Here is a 16536-nt window from a genome sequence, read left to right on the forward strand (position 1 = left end):
CCGCTTGTTCCCGCGGGCGGCAGGGCTATGCTCGCTTCACTCCCTATGTGATGACGCCGCCGTGTTCGCCAGCCTCGCTCTGATTCTCCGCATCCTGTTGGCCTGGGCCGCCGCCATCGTGGTGGCGGGATTCGTCTGGAGTGGCATCTTCAGCGGCATGAACGATGGTCCCGGTTGGGTCTTCGGCCTGCTGGCCCTGTTCGTGATGGTGACGGCGGTGGGCAGCTGCATCACCCATATCCGCCGGGTCTGGCTGGTTGCCGGGCGGCTGGATGCCACCACGCTGTCCAGCCGTCAGCGCCGCCAGATCGAGCTGCCGATGGATGCCGGCCCGGCCTTTGCCCTGCTCGAGGCGGCCATCGCCGAGCTGCCCCGCGTGGAGGACATCGAAAGCGCGCCCGGCAGCCTGCAGGTGCGTGCGTATGTGCGCCGCGTGGACGCCTACAACGGCCGCCCTCCGTCGCGCTGGAATCTGCCCGCGCGACTGGCGATCCGGCGCAACAGCGTGCTCGCCACGGTCACCCCGGGGCAGGGCACCAGCAGCGTCACCCTGCTGTTCGAACCCGATGCCGGGGTCTGGGCGGACCTGCTCGCGGTCGACGAAGGCAGCAATCATGAGAACGCCGAGGCCGTCAGCCGCGCGATCACCCGTCGCGTCGCCGAACAGCGCCGCGACGAGCAGGCCGCTGCCGAGCAGACCGCTACCGAGAAGGAACTGTCGGTCGCCAAGCTCAACCTGCTGCATGCCCAGGTCGAGCCGCACTTCCTCTACAACACGCTGGCCAACGCGCAGGTGCTGACCCGCACCGATCCGCCCCGCGCCGACCAGATGCTCGGGCACCTGATCCAGTACCTGCGCAGCTCGCTGCCCAGCGTGGAGGAATCGATGTCGACCCTGGGCGTGGAGCTGGAGCGCACCCAGGCCTACCTGGAGATCCTCAAGATCCGCATGGGGGCGCGCCTGGCCCTGCAGGTGGACGTACCGCCGGCGCTGCTCGGGCTGGCACTGCCCTCGATGGCGCTGCAGACCCTGGTCGAGAACGCGATCAAGCACGGCCTGGAGCCCAAGCCCGGCGGCGGCACGGTGTGGATCATCGCGCGCGCCTTCGAGGACCATGTCACCCTCACCGTGGCCGACGATGGCCTCGGCTTCGGCCAGGGCACCAGTGGTTCCGGCATCGGCTTGAAGAACCTGCGCGAACGCCTGCGCCTGACCTGCGGTGAACGCGCCGGCGTGGCGATCGTGTCCAATTTCCCCAGCGGTGTGGCGGCGACGATCACCCTGCCGCGCGATGCCCATGAGGCGATCCATGCAGCTTGATGCGCTCATTGCCGAAGACGAAGACCTGCTGCGGCAGTCGCTGGTCGCCCAGCTGCAGCGGTTGTGGCCGGAACTGCGGCTGGTGGCCGAATGCGAGGACGGTGCCAGCGCGCTGGAGCGCCTGGCCGAGCTGAAGCCGGATCTGGCCCTGCTCGACATCCGCATGCCCGGCATCACCGGCATCGAAGTGGCCCGCGCGCTGCCGGAGATCAGCCCGCGCACCCAGGTGGTGTTCGTCACCGCCTACGACCAGTACGCCATCGATGCGTTCGAACAGGGTGCGATCGACTACCTGCTCAAGCCGGTCAGCGATGAGCGCCTGCTGGCCACGCGCGAGCGCATCCTGGCGCGCATGCAGCTGGGCCGCCCGGACAGTGGCATGCTCGAGCAGCTGCTGCAGCGCCTCGGCCAGCAGCCCGCCGCCGCATCAAGCACGCCGCCGTTGGCCTGGATCACCGCCAGCAACGGGCGCGACACGCAGCTGATCATGCTCGAAGACGTGATCTACTTCCGGGCCGACAGCAAATACACCACCGTGGTCACCGAACAGGGTGAAAGCCTGCTGCGCACCTCGTTGCGCGAACTGCTCGACGCGCTCGATCCGCAACGTTTCCGCCAGATCCACCGCTCCACCATCGTGAACATGAAAGCGGTCGCCGCGGTCACCCGCGATGACACCGGCCGCGGCCAGCTGCGCTTGAAGCACCGGACCGAAGTGCTCAACGTCAGCCAGCCCTTCATGAGTCTGTTCCGCGGGATGTAACCGCCTTCTTCTGGAGCCTGCCATGCGTATCGCCGTTGTCGCCAGCCTCTGCATCGTGATGCTGGCCGCCTGCCAGCAATCGAGCAACACCTCCGTCACCCGCATCCGCGCCAACGGCGTGGATACGCTGCACAGCAGGACCACCGTGGACAACGGCGTGGCCAGCTTCGCCTGCATCGCCAGCAGCAGCGGCCAATGCCATTACCTGGTGCTGGATGCGCGCTGCGCCAAGGACAAGGACTGTGCCTACCCGCCGCTGCACCGGCTGGCCGTGGCGGTGGGCAAGACCGAGCAGATGGCTGGCTTGCCGGCCGGCTTCCAGCACTGCGTCAGCGCGGTCCAGAAAGAACAATGCCACCGTGAGTGATCACGGTGGCATCGTGGCTCCCCCCGCTTTGCAGTAGGGTCAGAACGCGGGCTGCAGATGCAGATTGGTGCCGTTGGGCTGCTCACCGACATGGTTGAGCTGGCCGACCAGTTCGGTGTGCTGCTTCATCCGGCCGATCTCGCGCATGATGCGGATGTCTTCGTGGCGCAGCTCGCGCTTCGCGCTCACCGCCTGCTTGTAATCCAGGACTTCGGGATAGAGCTGGGCCATGTCCAGCGCTTCGGCCACGCACTCCACCGTATCGGCATCGGAGGTGATCCGGGCGCGGCTGTTGAAGGCCTTCATCCAGCGCTCGAAGCCGGCGGTGTGATCGAACATGTTGGCCATGAACCAGATCACGAACAGGATCGAGACCCAGGAACCGAACACGATCACCACGCGGGTGAAGGTGATATGGAAGTCATCCTTCCACAGGTAGTTGCTGATCAGGCCGAGGATGAGCAGCGAGGACGCCTGCCAGCCTACGATCGAGGCCATCAGCCATTGGCCCTTGGCCTTGGCGAGCACCGCGACTTCCTCGCGGATCTGCTGTTCACTCTTGTTACGCCAATGCGCGACCTGTTTTTCGAACGGGCTGTTGTACAGCTCGTTGTCCTGCAACAGCAAACCCAAACCTTTGAACAAAGCGATCATGACGAGCTCCTTCTGGAACGTGCGGCAGCGCATTGGACGACGTTGTGGCAGGTCCAGTTCTAGCACTTTCACGGCGCTTGGCAATGGGCAAGGCGCAAAGATCCGGCGTGATTCCTGCCTGAATGGGGAAACCTGCAGCGGATTTGCGCATTGCGGCACGTAAATCACCGGGTAAACAGGGGTTGGGCGGGGGTGTTCATGCTGCACGTGCACAATGCGCAGCCCCTTGGCGGCAGCGTCCTCACCAGCCCCGCCGGTATCACGCAGAATTGACGCATCCGCGCAAAACGCCGGTCCGCTCCGCCCTCGGTACTGTTGATGTCCTCCCTGCTGCGTTCGCTTGCCCGTCCCGCCACCGCCCCGATCCGCCGCTGGGTATTGGGTGCTTTTCCCCGTGGTCAGAGCGGAATCGATTACGACCAGCCGCTGGGCGACCCCGGATGGTTCGGCCCGGACAGCATCACCTGGCGCGTGCATTCGGAGTTTCCCGGCATGCTCGCCGGCGGCCTGTGCGCGCTGATGCTGCAGACCCTGCATCCGCTCGCCCTGGCCGGCGTGTACGACCATTCGAACTTCCGCGATGACCTCGTTGGCCGCCTGCGCCGCACCACCGCGTTCGTCGCCGGCACCACGTACGCACCGACCGCGGAAGTCGAGGCGCTGATCAGCAAAGTGGCGCGCATCCACGCGCAGGTGCGCGGACAGACCGCCGACGGGCGCGCGTATTCCGCCGACGATCCCGCCTTGCTGACCTGGGTGCACGTGACCGAGGCCTACGGTTTCCTGCAGGGCTGCCGGCGCTATTGCCGTGACGTCCCGGGCGCCATCGCCGATCAGTATTACCGCGAGTACAAGCGCGTGGCCGAAGCGCTCGGGGCGACTGAGGTGCCCGCTTCGGAAGCGGAGGTGGACGCGTACTTCGCGCGCCAGCAATCGGCATTGGTGTTCGACGCGCGTTCGCGCGAAGTATTGGCGGTGCTGTCGGGCATCCGCCTGCCGGTGCCGATGGCCGGGCTGTCACGCGAGCTGTTCCTCGGCGCCGGCGCGGCGCTGTTGCCGGACTGGGCAACGTCGATGCTGGGGCGCACATCGATGCAGCGTGCCCAGTCGCGCGCGTCTGCGGTGATGCTGAAGGGCATGGCGCCACTGTTCCGGCGTGCACTGCAGGATGGCCTGGCGACGCGGGCATGCACGCGGATGGGTCTTCCTGGCAGCGTGCTTGCTGATTGGCCTTGAAGCGGTGAATCGCGAGTGCCGGTGTCTGATGGTTGGTTCGGACACGTGCAGGCTTCCGGGACCCGCTGCAAGTACGTCCATACGGTCCCGACACCCCACCCATGCCTGCCCAAACCAGCGCAAACGCAAACCCCAGCCGTTGCTCCGCTTCAAAAAAACGGGCGCCGAAGCGCCCGTTCTTTCATCTCAGCAAAGTGCGATCAACCACCTCACCACACCTTGACCCGCTTCTCCGGCGCCAGATACAGCTTCTGGCCTTCCTTCACCTCGAAGGCCGGATACCACGCATCCAGGTTGCGCACCGTCAACGCACGGAACTGGCCCGGCGCATGCACATTGGTCAACAGCGAATTACGCAGCGCCTGCTCACGCGCCTTGCTGCGCCACGCCTGCGCGAAGCCCAGGAAGAACCGCTGATCCGGCGTGAAGCCCTCCAGCGTCTGTCCCGGCTTGCCCTGCAGCGACAACTGGTACGCATCGTAGGCCGTCGACAGACCCGCCACATCGGCGATGTTCTCGCCCAGCGTCAGACGACCATTCACCGAGACCCCCGGGAACGGACTGTAGCTGCTGAACTGCGCCGCCAGCGCATCGCCGGCCGCGTTGAACTGCTTCAGGTCCTCCGCCGTCCACCAGTTCTGCAGCTTGCCCGTCTCATCGAACAGCGCACCGGCATTGTCGAACCCGTGGCTGATCTCATGGCCGATCACCGCGCCGATCGCACCGTAGTTCACCGCATCATCGGCCGCACCATCGAAGAACGGCGGCTGCAGGATCGCGGCCGGGAACACCAGGCGGTTCTCCAGCGGCACGTTCATCGCATTGATGGTCTGCGGCAGCATCGCCCACTCGCTGTGGTCGACCGGCTTGCCCAACTTGGCGATGTTGCGGCGGTACTCGAACAGCTCCGCCCGCTCGGCGTTGCCCAGCGCGTCATCGCGCTTGATCTCCAGGCCGGTGTAGTCGCGCCACTTGTCCGGGTAGCCCATGCCGACGGTCAGGCCATCGACCTTGGCCTTGGCACGCGCCTTGGTCTGCGGCGACATCCACTCCAGTGCATCGATGCGCTTGGCGAACGCAGCGATGATGTTCTTGGCCATCTCATCGGCGCGGGCCTTCGTGGCCGGGTCAAAATGACGCTCGACGTACAGCTTGCCGATCGCTTCGCCGACCGCATGATTGCTGTCATCGACGGCACGCTTCCAGCGCTCGCTCTGCTGCGGCGTCCCGTTGAGCGTGGTGCCGTGGAAGGCGAAGCGCGCATCGGCGAACGACCTGGGCAGGTACGGTGCGGCGCGGTCCAGTGCGTGGAAGGCCAGGTAGTCCTTCCAGACCTCCAGCGGCTCGGTGGCGACCAGGCGCGAAATGCCGGCCACGGCCTTGGGCTGCCACACGATGAAGTCCTGCTGGGCGTCCAGGCCGGCCGAGGCCAGGAAGGCGCTCCAGTCCATGCCCGGCGCCTTCGCGCTCAGGTCGGCCTGCTTCCAGGCGTTGGCGCCCTTGGCGACGTCGTTGGTGGCTTCCTGCGTGGCGTGCGCCTGGGCGATCTTGGTCTCCAGCGCGACGATGCGCTGCGCCTTGGCCGCCGGATCGGCGACGCCGGCCAGCTGCAGCACCTGCGCGATGTAGGCCTGGTACTGCTTGCGGATCTCGGCCATGCGGCCGCCCTGCAGATAGAAGTCGCGGTCCGGCAGGCCCAGGCCGCCCTGCACCAGGTACGGCGCGGTGCGGTCGGGCTGCAGCAGATCCACCGACACCCACACGCCGAACAGGCGATCGGTGTAGAAGTTGGTGGCGTTGAGCAGGTCGACGTCGGCGCGCAGGGTGCCGCCCAGGGCGGTGGCGAGCGCGGCCTTGTCACCGATGCCGGCGATGGCATCCAGCTCGGGCTTGATCGGGGCGGTGCCACGCGATTCGATGCCGGTCTCGTCCATGAAGGCGGCGTAATAATCGCCGATCAGCTTGGTCTCGCCCTCGGCCTTGGTATCGGCTGCGGCGCCCTCGAGGATCGCGCGGGTGTCGGCCAGGGTCTTTTCGGAAATGACATTGAAGCTGCCGTAGCTGGAGCGGTCGGCCGGAATCTCGGTGTTCTTGACCCAGGTGCCGTTGGCGAAGCCGAAGAAGTCATCGCCGGCGGCGATGCTGCGGTCCATGCCGGCGGCGTCGAAGCCGAAGCTGCCCAGCTGCGGCGTGGGCGCGGCCGGCTCGGCCGGGGCGGACTCGGGCGCGGCGGCGGCCGGTGCAGTGGCCTCGCGGTCGCAGGCGGCCAGGCTCAGCGACAGGCTGGCGGCAATGGCGAGCATCAGGGTGGGGCGACGCAGCTTGGACATGGGGCTTCTCAGCAACGGAAACGTCCAAGTCTAATCCCGTCCGGGGCGCCCGGTTATGCCGGCTGCGGCGGCATCGGGTACCGGATATGCCCGTCCCCCGGATTCGCCGAGGTGAACCACGCCGGGGTGCTTCCCGTGCCGCGCGCGCTGGTGCATGCTGGAGCGGCACGGATTCCGCGCGCGCCTGCTGGGCGCCCGCGTGGCGATCAAGGCGTCAAGAATCCCGGGCAGCGGCCGCTCAGGTTTGGGGAAACCAGGAAGCGTGTACAGATGAAGTCAGCCTGTCGTTCGGGAAAAGGGTTGCGATGCCTGCGTTGAACCGTGCCCTGGCGCGGCCGCTGCGGACGTTCGTGTGGCTCGGGGTCTGCCTGGGCGTGCTGCTGGCCGCCGGGCTGGTGGCGATGCTGGTCAATGATGGCCAACGCCGGCAGGAAGCGGCGCAGCGCCAGAGCTCGGCGCTGGCGACCGGTGCCCAGCGCCTGCTGCGGCTGGAGCTGCGCAATCTGGAGCGGGCCATGCAGGGCATCTCCCGGGACGGCGCGCTGCTGTTCCAGCGCGTGCCCGCGCAGGCCCCGGACCTGCTCGAGGCGAGCATCGCAGGCACCCTGCAGCGGCATGCCGAACTGCACAGCATCGTCGTGGTCGATCAGTACGGGCGCGCCCTGACCAGCGGCAGCGGCGACCTGCAGTTGCCGCTCTGGGCAGTGGATGACAACCGTGGCCAGGGCAGCCAGCTGTTCCTTGGCCCGCCGCAGGCACTGGACAGCGCGCACTGGATTCTGCCCCTGGCGTTGCCAATGGGCGGAGAGCGCTGGCTGCTGGCACGGCTGCGCACGTCGGAACTGCAGTCGGTGATCGGCGGCATGGATACCGGCGAGGCCGGGGTGATTTCGATCACCGACCCGCAGGGCTATGTGCTGGCGCGCAGCCCCGATCCGGTGGGCGTGGTGGGACGCCGCTTCGGCCTGGCCAGGCGCGAGATGCTGGGCCGCGATGCCTTGACCCCGCTGGGGATCGAGACCAGTGCGGTCGATGGCGTTGAGCGCATCTCCAGCCTCAGCACGCTGGCCCAGTACCCGCTGGCGGTGTACGCCGGGTTGGGCCGGCGCGATGTGCTGGCGGCCTGGTGGCCGTATGTGCAGGCCTCGGTTGGGGTCTACCTGCTGTACTGGGCGCTGTTTGGCGCGGTGTATGTCAGCCTGCGCCGCGCCACGCGCGACCAGGACAGCCTGAGCGAGGAGCTGCGTACCGGCCATGCGGAACTGCATATGGCCCATCAGGTCGGCAAGGTTTGCACCTGGTACGTGGACGAGGATGCCTGCCTGCTGCGCTGGTCACCGCTGGCCCGCGAGATCTTCGGCATCGATATCGAGAGCCTGCCGCTCGCCGATTTCTTCGCGCGGGTGCACCACGATGACACCGCGCGCATGCAGCAGGCCTTCGACGCCGCGTTCGCCGGCAGCGGCGTGCTCGATGAAATGTTCCGGCTGGTGTTGCCGGGCGGGGCGATCCGATGGGTCTCCGCGCGCGGCCAGCGGGTGGCGGTGGTGGACCGCGAGCGGCGCATGATCGGCGCGCTGACCGATGTCAGCGAGCGGGTCGATGCGCTGGCCCGAGTGCAGCAGGCCGAGCGCCAGTTCCGCCTGCTGTTCGATCGCAATCCGGCGCCGTTCTGGGTGTTCGATCCGGACACGCTGCGCTTCCTCGAGGTCAACGAAGCGGCGGTACGCCAGTACGGTTACAGCCGCGACGAATTCCTGTCGATGAGCATCCTCGACATCCGCCCGCGCGAAGGCTGGGAGGAAATCCGCGGGGCGATCGCGCAGGCCCGCATCGGCGATGTGCAGGATGCGCAGGTGCGCCTGCACCAGCGCAAGGACGGCAGCGTCTTCGAGGTGCGTGCGCATCTGGCGCGGCTGGATTTCGATGGCCGCCAGGCCTGCCTGGTGCTGGCCGAGGACGTCAGCGAGCGGCTGGCCTATGAGCGCGACCTGGCCTACCACGCTACCCATAACCCGGCGACCGGCCTGCTCAATACGCGCGCGCTGGCCGCGCAGCTGGACGAGGAGGGCGGGGCATACACGATCGCGTACGTGCAGTTCCGCGGCTTGCAGCTGGTGTCGGACACGCTGGGCCGCGAAGTCGGCGACGTGGTGCTGCAGGCGATGGCCAAGCGTCTGGGCGGGCTCGGCGTGCGGTACGGCCTGCTGGCGTTCCAGCCGGCCGAGGATTTCATCTTCGCCATCCGCGACGACCATCAGCGCCAGACCGCGCTGGACACGCTGGTGCAGACCGTGTCCGAACCGGTGCGCGGGCAGGACTGGCTGCACCAGTTCGAGCCGCGCATCGGCGTCGCCGTGAAGTTCGACGGCGATGCCAGCACGGCCGAGCAGGTCATCGGCATGGCCGCGCAGGCCGCGCATGCGGCGCGCGACGAAGGCAATGTCATCGCGTGGTACGACACCACCGTGAGTTCGCGACTTGCCGAACGGCTGCGCCTGGCCGGGCGCATCCACAGTGCGATCGATACCGAGTTCGAGCTGTACTACCAGCCGATCTGCCACGCCAGCGACAGCAGCCCGGCCGCGCTGGAAGCCCTGCTGCGCTGGCCGCAGGCGGACGGCAGCTTCATTCCGCCGGGCGAGTTCATCCAGCTGTGCGAAGACACCGGCCTGATCCTGGCGCTCGGCCGCTGGGTGATCCGCGCCGCGGCACAGGCACAGCGGCAGCTGGTCGATGCCGGCTGGGACCTGCCGATCGCGGTGAACGTCTCGGCGGTGCAGTTCTTCAACAGTGACCTGGTCGCCGAGTTCACCCGTGCCAGCCAGGAATTCGGGCTGGCCCGCGGTGCACTGCAGGTCGAGCTGACCGAGAGCAGCCTGATGCGCAAGCCGGGCCAGGCCAAGCAGACCATGCAGCGCCTGCACGAACAGGGCATCTGCATTTCGCTGGATGATTTCGGCACCGGCTACTCGAACATGTCCTATCTGCAGCACCTGCCGCTGGACATCCTGAAGATCGACCGCAGCTTCGTGGCGGACGTGGAAACCAATCCGCGCAATGCCTCGATCTGTCGCGCGCTGCTGTCGCTGGGCCACAGCATGGGCCTGACCATCATTGCCGAAGGCGTGGAGACCCCGGGCCAGCATCAGTGGTTGGCCGCGCACGGCTGCGACCAGGTGCAGGGCTATCTGCTCGGCAGGCCGATGCCGCTGGCCAAGGTGATCGCGCAGCTGGACGCGGTGGAGGCGTAGTACCGGGCGCCCCCGGGCTGCTGCCACGGGTCATCACCCCAGCGCTTCGACCAGGTAATCGATGAAGCTGCGGACCTTGGGCGCCAGATGGCTGCGGCTGGTATACACCGCATGGATGCCGATGCCCTGCACCTCCCACGCGGGCAGCACGCGTTCCAACCGGCCGTCGGCGATGGCCTCGGCGACCAGGAAGTCCGGCTGCACGATGATGCCCATCCCGGCAATCGCGGCCTCGCGCAGCACATCACCATTGTTGGCGCGGATGCTGCCGTGCACAGGCACGGAGACCTCGCCACGCGGGCCGTGCAGCTGCCACGCATCGCCACCGGCCGAGTAGCTGTAGCTCAGGCATTCGTGTGCGGACAGGTCTTCAGGCCGCTGCGGGCGTCCATGCGCATCCAGATACGACGGCGCCGCGCACAGGTTGATCTGCACGTCGGCGAGCTTGCGCGCGATCAGGGTCGGGCCGGGCTGGCGGGTGATGCGGATCGCCACGTCGTACCCTTCCTCGACCATGTCCACCAGACGGTCGGACAACGACAGGTCCAGTTCCACCTGCGGGTAGCGCCCCCGATAGCCGGCCAGCAGTGGGCCGAGGCGGGCGATGCCATAGCTGACCGGCGCGTTGATCCGCAGCCGCCCGGAGGGCTCCAGGGCCTGCGCGCTGATGCCGGCCTCCAGCGCATCGAACTCGGCCAGCAGACGCACGCACTCGGCGTAATAGGCCGCGCCCGTGCTGGTGGGGCTCACGCGGCGGGTCGTCCGGTTGAGCAGGCGGGTCGACAGGCGCTTTTCCAGCGCGGCGATCTGCCGGGTGACCCCCGCCGTGGACAGGTCCAGGGCCTGCGCGGCGGCACTGAAGCCGTTGCGCTCGACCACGGCGACAAACACACGCATGGCGTCCAGGGTGTCCATTGTTTCTTTTTCCGGAATAAACAGCGTCGATGCATCGTATTTATTGGCCGATCCGTACGCAATAGTCTGAGATCCAGGCACCGCCCCGGTGGGCGTGCCGCTATTGGAGTCCGTGATGTCCCGCTTGCCCTCCCTCTACATCTCCCACGGTTCGCCGATGACCGCGCTGAATCCCGGCCTGGTCGGCGAGCGCCTGGCCGCACTGGCGGCGCGCCTGCCGCGCCCGCGCGCGATCGTGATGGCCTCGGCGCACTGGCTGACCCACCAGCCGGTGGTGGGTGGGCATGCCCAGCCGCCCACGATCCACGATTTCGGCGGTTTTCCGCAGGCGCTGTTCGATCTGCAGTACCCGGCGCCGGGCGACCCCGCACTGGCCCAGGAGATCGCGCAGCGGCTGACCGCGGCCGGCCTGCCGACGGCGATCGATCCGCAGCGCGGCCTCGACCACGGTGGCTGGGTGCCGCTGCGCTTCCTGTACCCGCAGGCGGAGATCCCGGTCGTGCCGCTGGCGATCCAGCCACTGCTTGGGCCGGCCCATCAGTTCGCGCTGGGCCGCGCGCTGGCACCGCTGCGCGAGCAGGGTGTGCTGTTGATCGGCTCGGGCAGCATCACCCACAACCTGCACGACTGGGGCAGCTATCAGGACGGCAAGGAAGCGCCGTATGTGCGGCCCTTCATCGAGTGGGTGGAGCAGCGCCTGCAGGCCGATGACAGTGCCGCACTCCTCGACTACCGCCGTCAGGCCCCGCACGCCGTGCAGGCACACCCCAGCGACGAGCATCTGCAGCCGCTGCATTTCGCGATGGGCGCGGCCGGAGGCGATGCGCTCGGCGCACAGCGTATCGATGCCGGCATCGATGCCGGCTTCCTGGCGATGGACCTCTATCGCTTCGACGGCGCCGGCGCGCAGCGGCTGTCCGCCGACTGAGCCTGGCACGCCCCGCGCGTCCGCGTGGCGGCGCGCGTGTGGTACGTTTTTTCCTGTTTCCGGCGCCGGCTGCCCGCAGCCTCCCCCGCGCTGCTTACTGGAAAATGCATGCATACCATTGAAGTCGTCCTGGCGATGCTGGTGGCGGTGGTCGTCAGCGGCTACCTGGTCCGCGTCCTGCCGTTGTCCCTGCCACTGCCGCTGGTGCAGATCGGGCTGGGCGCGGTCATTGCCGGGGTGTTCAACCGCGGCCACGCGCTGGAGCCGGAGATGTTCTTCCTGCTGTTACTGCCGCCGCTGCTGTTCCTGGATGGCTGGCGGATCCCCAAGCAGGGCCTGTTCCGCGATAAAGGCGTGATCCTGGAACTGGCGTTCGGGCTGGTGGTGTTCACCGTGATCGGGGCCGGCTTCCTGATCCACTGGATGATCCCGGTGATGCCGCTGGCCGTGGCCTTCGCGCTGGCGGCGATCATCTCGCCGACCGATCCGGTCGCGGTCAGTTCGATCGCCTCGCGCGCGCCGATCCCCAAGCGGCTGATGCACATCCTGGAAGGCGAGTCGCTGCTCAACGATGCCTCCGGCCTGGTGTGCTTCCGCTTCGCGGTGGCGGCGGTAATGACCGGTACCTTCTCGCTGGCGACGGCCTCGTTGACCTTCCTGTGGGTGGCGGTCGCCGGGCTGGCGATCGGTGTAGCGGTGACGCTGGGCGTGTCGACCTTCCAGCGCTGGCTGTGGCGGCGCTTCGGCGAGGAGCCCGGTGCGGCGCTGCTGGTGAATCTGCTGATCCCGTTCGCCGCCTACCTGCTGGCCGAAGAGTTCAATGCCTCGGGCATCCTCTCGGCGGTCGCCGCAGGCATCACGATGAGCTACGTGGAACTGAGCGGCCGTGTCTCGGGCAGCATGCGCGTGCAGCGCACGGCCGTGTGGAACATGCTGCAGTTCAGCTTCAACGGCATCATGTTCGTGCTGCTGGGCGAGCAGCTGCCGGGCATCGTCGAGCGCGCGATCACGACGGTCAGCGAGAGCGGGCACCACAGTGCGTGGTGGCTGCTGGTCTACGTGGTGGTGATCAACCTCGCGCTGGTGCTGCTGCGCCTGGCCTGGGTGTGGCTGTCGCTGCGCTGGAGCCTGCTGCGCGCGCGGCACCGGGGTGAAGCACGCCCGGGCACGTCGTGGCGGATCGTGGTGGCGACCTCGCTGGCCGGCGTGCGCGGTGCGATCACCCTGGCCGGCGTGCTGACCCTGCCGCTGTTCCTGCCCGATGGCAGTGCGTTCCCGGCGCGCGACCTGGTGATCTTCCTCGCCGCGGCGGTGATCCTGATCTCGCTGGTCGGGGCCAGCATCGCGCTGCCGCGCCTGCTCAAGGGGCTGGAACTGCCGGCCGATTCGGGCGAGCGCAAGGAAGAAGACCTGGCCCGCAAGCTCGCCGCCAAGGCCGCGCTGGCCGGGGTGGAGCGTACGCGCCAGCAGCTGGTGCAGAACCAGACCACCGAGAACGTGCAGCTCTACAACGACGCCGCCTCACGGGTGAGCCTGCTGTACCAGCGCAATCTGGAGAAGGACGCCGGGCCGGATGCCGATCCGGAAAAGGTGAAGCGGATGGAGCAGGGCTATCGCCAGCTGCGCACCGCCGGGCTCACCGCCGAGCGCGAAGAGCTGTTCCGGCTGACCCGGCGCGGGAAAATCTCCGATGAGATCTCGCGCCGGCTGATCCGCAACCTGGACCTGCTGGAAACGCGGCAACGGGATTGATGGCCGCACCGTGCCACGGGTAGCCACCCCATGGGGGCTGCGCGGACCCGGCGGGATTCCCGCGCCCGGGACGAAGGGCAGCCACCCATGGGGTGGCTCTACCCCGGCACACGTGGGATCAGGCGTCCGGCTTCTGATCCAGGAAGTAGGCCACCACGGTGCCCTTGATCTTGATCGTCATCGGGTTGCCGCGGCGGTCGCGGGCCTTGCCGGCCTGCACGCGGATCCAGCCTTCGCTGACCGAATATTCCTCGACGTTGTCGCGCTCGACATCGTTGAAGCGGATGCCCACGCCGCGCTCAAGCGCAGCGGCATCGTGGAAGGGGCTGGCCGGGTTGATCGCCAGGTGATCGGGAGGGGTATCGCTCATGGTCACAGGATGCTGACGACCACCAAGGCCGTCTTCTGGCGTACAGGATAAACCGCAGCGGGCCCCGCGCCGAATTTCGCTTCCTGCCAACGCCCTTGCACGGCAGAATGCGCCCCTGTCTCCAGGAATACCGGCCATGCCCGACAACAGCGATTATTTCGACTTCGAAGAAGAGGAACGCGATTTCGACGAGGACGATTTCGAGGCGCGGATCTGGAACCTGTTCGTGCTGATCAACCCGGGCGATGAAGAACTGGCCCTGCAGCAGTTCAACCGCTGGCGCGAAGCACTGCTGGAAAGCGGGGAAGGCATCGATGAAGACGCCGACTGGCTGCCGCCGATGATGGCCGCGATCGCCTGGCAGTCCGGCTTCGAGGTCGAGCGCAGCGATGCCGATGCGCTGATGTCGGCCGTGAACGAGCTGTCCGCGCGCTGGAACCTGCAGATCGACTGGGGCGGCGACCTGGACGATGAGGATTTCGCCGCCGGGGTGGACGCGCCGATGCTGATGGCCACCGCCCACGACCGCCTGCGCGAGCACAACTACGCGCTGTGGAGCGTGGATACCGGCAATGACACCCTGGCCGGCTGGATGGCCCTCAACCGCGATGACGACGCGATGCTGGCGCTGTGTTCGCTGCTGGGCGTGGAAGTGCGGCCGGGCAGCGATCCGTTCTGATGGGTTTTCGTATACCGACCAACGGTCGGTATCTACCGGGCGATGCATGGGTTCATGCGTGTGCCGACCAACGGGAGGCACCTACCCGTATTGGCTTCTCGCATTGGCGATGACCGCTTTGACCAGCGCGCGGTCCGTATGCCGTGAGATGGCCTGTGCGCCCAGGGCGATCGCCTGCAGGCGCAGCGGGGCGGGCACGTCGTAGTGCGCGCCGCTGCGGCGGTTCTGGAACGCCTGCCGCGGAATCCCGAGCTGCGCCGCCATGGCGTGCAGCTCGGGCAGGGTGTCGGCCATCAGATGCGCCCAGCGCTCGCCGCGCCAGGGGTGTACCGCATCGTCGATATAGACCGTCACCGGATCGCCGTGGCTCAGGCCTGCGGCTTGTCGTCGCCGGCGGCCGGGGCCGGCTCGGCATCGGCCGGGGCAGCGGCGGCATCGTCGGCCACGATCGCGGCCTCTTCGGCGTCGGCTTCGTCGTCACCTTCCACGCCTTCGAACTCGGAAACCAGCTGCGACAGGTACTCGTCGGCGGTCTTGCCTTCGTCGGCGGCCAGGTCGTCGATCAGCTGCTGCAGCTGGGTCGAGTACTCCAGGTTGACCTTGCGGCCTTCCTTCTCCTGGACGTTGGACAGGTGCTTGAGCATGGCCAGCATCGGCACCGGGTTGTCGGCGTTGCCCATGGTCTGACCGCCGATGGCCAGCAGCCACTCGGTGCCCTGCAGGCCGATCGCGGCGACGACCTGGCCTTCTTCGTTGGTCAGCACGGCATGGTTCTGCACCGGCTGCTGGGCGTTGAGGCGGTTGATCGGACGCTTGGGCTGCTGCTTCTTGCGCTTGTCGCGCTTGGCCTTGGACTGCTTGGACATGAGAACGGTCTATCTACAAAAGGAAAGACCCATTGTAGTGCCGGCCGCTGGCCGGCTCCACGCATTCCTTGAGGGGTCCACCAGCACCGGCCGCTGGCCGGCTCCACGGATTCCCCGAATTCTCCTGCAGCCCCGCCGCCGCGCCCCTTACGGCGCGACAGTCGGCGCCAGCGCCGCCTGGATATCCGCGTCGGCCGCCGTCGGAGACAGCGCCACTTCCTGGCCGGCACCGGCCAGCGCCGCGGCCTCGGCCGCCTTGGTCATCACCACGATGCTGATCCGGCGGTTGATCGGGTTGTCCGGCTGGGTCTTGTCGAACAGCACCGAGGAGGACAGGCCGACCACGCGGGTCACCTTTTCTTCGGTCATCCCGCCATCAAGCAGCGCACGCCGGGCGGCGTTGGCGCGGTCGGCGCTGAGCTCCCAGTTGCTGTAGCCATGCACGGCGTTGTACGCGGTCGTGTCGGTGTGTCCGGTGATGCTGATCCGGTTCGGCACGTGGTTGATGAACTGCGACAGCTCGCGCAGGATCTCGCGCGTGTAGGGCTTGAGCGTGGCGCTGCCCATGTCGAACATCGGGCGGTTCTGCTTGTCCACGATCTGGATGCGCAGCCCTTCCGGGGTGAGATCGAGCAGCAGCTGATCCTTGAATGGCTCCAGCGCTTGGCTCTTGCTGATCGCTTCTTCCAGCTCCTGCTTGAGCGCTTCGAGCTGTTGCTTTTCCCGCTCGCGATCGGTCTGCGGCACCGGCTTGGTAGCCTGCTGGCTCTGGAAGGGATCGTTGCTGTTGCCGCGCGAGATGTCGGTGGCGCCGCCCAGCTTGATCATCGAGGTGCTGGCGCCGCCCGGGCCGGCCATGCCGGGGGCCGGGGTGGAACTGCTGCCGGCCAGCGGGCTGGGGTTGCGGAAGTATTCGGAGATCGCCGCGCGCTCGGGCTTGGTGGTGGCGGCCATCAGCCACAGCACCAGGAAGAAGGCCATCATCGCGGTCACGAAGTCGGCATAGGCCACCTTCCAGGCACCGCCATGGTGCGCGGCGTGGCCGGCCTTCTTGACCCGGCGGACGATGACGGTGGGTTTGTTCTCGGCCATGGCGCTGCC

At 67.6% G+C, this 16536-nt stretch carries 15 protein-coding genes; 8 read left to right on the top strand and 7 right to left on the bottom strand.

Annotated elements, in window-relative coordinates:
• Nucleotides 1-61 precede the first annotated feature (61 nt).
• Genes HDC96_RS17675 through HDC96_RS17685 form a run of 3 tightly spaced genes read left to right on the top strand, consistent with a single transcriptional unit; the run spans nt 62 to nt 2451 of the window.
• Nucleotides 62-1321 carry a histidine kinase gene (locus tag HDC96_RS17675; protein WP_179461092.1) on the top strand — a complete coding sequence of 420 codons (1260 nt, stop codon included), beginning with the start codon at nt 62-64 and terminating at the stop codon, nt 1319-1321.
• On the top strand, nt 1311-2084 hold the full coding sequence (locus tag HDC96_RS17680; RefSeq protein WP_088432747.1) for a LytTR family DNA-binding domain-containing protein: 774 nt from the start codon (nt 1311-1313) through the stop codon (nt 2082-2084). The genes HDC96_RS17675 and HDC96_RS17680 overlap by 11 nt, the downstream gene beginning before the upstream one ends.
• 22 nt (nt 2085-2106) lie before the next feature.
• The gene (locus HDC96_RS17685; protein WP_179461093.1) at nt 2107-2451 is read left to right on the top strand and encodes a hypothetical protein; all 345 of its coding nucleotides are present in this window, start codon (nt 2107-2109) and stop codon (nt 2449-2451) included.
• Nucleotides 2452-2490: 39 nt separating this feature from the next.
• Here HDC96_RS17685 and HDC96_RS17690 read toward each other — a convergent pair whose 3' ends face one another.
• Nucleotides 2491-3105 carry a hypothetical protein gene (locus HDC96_RS17690; RefSeq protein WP_179461094.1) on the bottom strand — a complete coding sequence of 205 codons (615 nt, stop codon included), beginning with the start codon at nt 3103-3105 and terminating at the stop codon, nt 2491-2493.
• A 318-nt stretch (nt 3106-3423) separates the two neighbouring features.
• Here HDC96_RS17690 and HDC96_RS17695 point away from each other — a divergent pair, with 318 nt between their 5' ends.
• Nucleotides 3424-4341: an oxygenase MpaB family protein gene (locus HDC96_RS17695; protein WP_179461095.1), complete on the top strand. Its 918-nt coding sequence runs from the start codon at nt 3424-3426 to the stop codon at nt 4339-4341.
• Nucleotides 4342-4550: 209 nt separating this feature from the next.
• Here HDC96_RS17695 and HDC96_RS17700 read toward each other — a convergent pair whose 3' ends face one another.
• A complete protein-coding gene (locus tag HDC96_RS17700; RefSeq protein WP_179461096.1) occupies nt 4551-6671 on the bottom strand; it encodes a M13 family metallopeptidase in 2121 nt (706 codons plus the stop codon).
• A gap of 305 nt (nt 6672-6976) precedes the next feature.
• On the opposite strand from HDC96_RS17700, the gene HDC96_RS17705 reads away from it, so the two are divergent.
• The gene (locus HDC96_RS17705; RefSeq protein ID WP_179461097.1) at nt 6977-9925 is read left to right on the top strand and encodes an EAL domain-containing protein; all 2949 of its coding nucleotides are present in this window, start codon (nt 6977-6979) and stop codon (nt 9923-9925) included.
• A 33-nt stretch (nt 9926-9958) separates the two neighbouring features.
• On the opposite strand, the gene HDC96_RS17710 is transcribed toward HDC96_RS17705, so the two are convergent.
• Nucleotides 9959-10840, bottom strand: coding sequence for a LysR family transcriptional regulator (locus HDC96_RS17710; RefSeq protein ID WP_179461098.1), 882 nt, complete (start codon nt 10838-10840; stop codon nt 9959-9961).
• Nucleotides 10841-10955: 115 nt separating this feature from the next.
• Between HDC96_RS17710 and HDC96_RS17715 the strand changes: the two genes are divergently transcribed.
• Both HDC96_RS17715 and HDC96_RS17720 read left to right on the top strand, forming a co-directional pair.
• Nucleotides 10956-11768 carry a class III extradiol ring-cleavage dioxygenase gene (locus tag HDC96_RS17715; protein WP_179461099.1) on the top strand — a complete coding sequence of 271 codons (813 nt, stop codon included), beginning with the start codon at nt 10956-10958 and terminating at the stop codon, nt 11766-11768.
• A 108-nt stretch (nt 11769-11876) separates the two neighbouring features.
• The gene (locus HDC96_RS17720; RefSeq protein ID WP_179461100.1) at nt 11877-13520 is read left to right on the top strand and encodes a Na+/H+ antiporter; all 1644 of its coding nucleotides are present in this window, start codon (nt 11877-11879) and stop codon (nt 13518-13520) included.
• 118 nt (nt 13521-13638) lie between these two features.
• Here the strand turns inward: HDC96_RS17720 and HDC96_RS17725 are convergent, their stop codons facing one another.
• Nucleotides 13639-13890, bottom strand: a complete 252-nt coding sequence (locus HDC96_RS17725) for a DUF3297 family protein (RefSeq protein WP_088432755.1) — start codon at nt 13888-13890, stop codon at nt 13639-13641.
• A 136-nt stretch (nt 13891-14026) separates the two neighbouring features.
• Here HDC96_RS17725 and HDC96_RS17730 point away from each other — a divergent pair, with 136 nt between their 5' ends.
• Nucleotides 14027-14569, top strand: coding sequence for a hypothetical protein (locus tag HDC96_RS17730; protein ID WP_179461101.1), 543 nt, complete (start codon nt 14027-14029; stop codon nt 14567-14569).
• 81 nt (nt 14570-14650) lie between these two features.
• Here HDC96_RS17730 and HDC96_RS17735 read toward each other — a convergent pair whose 3' ends face one another.
• From HDC96_RS17735 to motB, 3 genes are all read right to left on the bottom strand, one after another.
• Complete coding sequence (locus HDC96_RS17735) at nt 14651-14923, bottom strand: DUF4031 domain-containing protein (RefSeq protein ID WP_179461102.1); 273 nt, start codon at nt 14921-14923, stop codon at nt 14651-14653.
• Between the two features lie 14 nt (nt 14924-14937).
• Complete coding sequence (locus HDC96_RS17740) at nt 14938-15435, bottom strand: hypothetical protein (RefSeq protein ID WP_179461103.1); 498 nt, start codon at nt 15433-15435, stop codon at nt 14938-14940.
• 147 nt (nt 15436-15582) lie between these two features.
• Nucleotides 15583-16527 (bottom strand): flagellar motor protein MotB, encoded by a 945-nt coding sequence (gene motB / locus HDC96_RS17745; protein WP_179461104.1) that lies wholly within the window; start codon nt 16525-16527, stop codon nt 15583-15585.
• Nucleotides 16528-16536: the final 9 nt, after the last annotated feature.

It is taken from the genome of Stenotrophomonas sp. JAI102 (assembly GCF_013409105.1).
Classification (GTDB): Bacteria; Pseudomonadota; Gammaproteobacteria; order Xanthomonadales; family Xanthomonadaceae; genus Stenotrophomonas; species Stenotrophomonas maltophilia_AA.

What these genes read in the sequence shown, in the direction of transcription:
- HDC96_RS17680 (WP_088432747.1), top strand. Translation starts at nt 1,311, where the DNA reads ATGCAGCTTGATGCGCTCATTGCCGAAGACGAAGACCTGCTGCGGCAG.
- HDC96_RS17685 (WP_179461093.1), top strand. Translation starts at nt 2,107, where the DNA reads ATGCGTATCGCCGTTGTCGCCAGCCTCTGCATCGTGATGCTGGCCGCC.
- HDC96_RS17690 (WP_179461094.1), bottom strand. Translation starts at nt 3,105, where the DNA reads ATGATCGCTTTGTTCAAAGGTTTGGGTTTGCTGTTGCAGGACAACGAG.
- HDC96_RS17695 (WP_179461095.1), top strand. Translation starts at nt 3,424, where the DNA reads ATGTCCTCCCTGCTGCGTTCGCTTGCCCGTCCCGCCACCGCCCCGATC.
- HDC96_RS17700 (WP_179461096.1), bottom strand. Translation starts at nt 6,671, where the DNA reads ATGTCCAAGCTGCGTCGCCCCACCCTGATGCTCGCCATTGCCGCCAGC.
- HDC96_RS17705 (WP_179461097.1), top strand. Translation starts at nt 6,977, where the DNA reads ATGCCTGCGTTGAACCGTGCCCTGGCGCGGCCGCTGCGGACGTTCGTG.
- HDC96_RS17710 (WP_179461098.1), bottom strand. Translation starts at nt 10,840, where the DNA reads ATGGACACCCTGGACGCCATGCGTGTGTTTGTCGCCGTGGTCGAGCGC.
- HDC96_RS17715 (WP_179461099.1), top strand. Translation starts at nt 10,956, where the DNA reads ATGTCCCGCTTGCCCTCCCTCTACATCTCCCACGGTTCGCCGATGACC.
- HDC96_RS17720 (WP_179461100.1), top strand. Translation starts at nt 11,877, where the DNA reads ATGCATACCATTGAAGTCGTCCTGGCGATGCTGGTGGCGGTGGTCGTC.
- HDC96_RS17725 (WP_088432755.1), bottom strand. Translation starts at nt 13,890, where the DNA reads ATGAGCGATACCCCTCCCGATCACCTGGCGATCAACCCGGCCAGCCCC.
- HDC96_RS17730 (WP_179461101.1), top strand. Translation starts at nt 14,027, where the DNA reads ATGCCCGACAACAGCGATTATTTCGACTTCGAAGAAGAGGAACGCGAT.
- HDC96_RS17740 (WP_179461103.1), bottom strand. Translation starts at nt 15,435, where the DNA reads ATGTCCAAGCAGTCCAAGGCCAAGCGCGACAAGCGCAAGAAGCAGCAG.
- motB (WP_179461104.1), bottom strand. Translation starts at nt 16,527, where the DNA reads ATGGCCGAGAACAAACCCACCGTCATCGTCCGCCGGGTCAAGAAGGCC.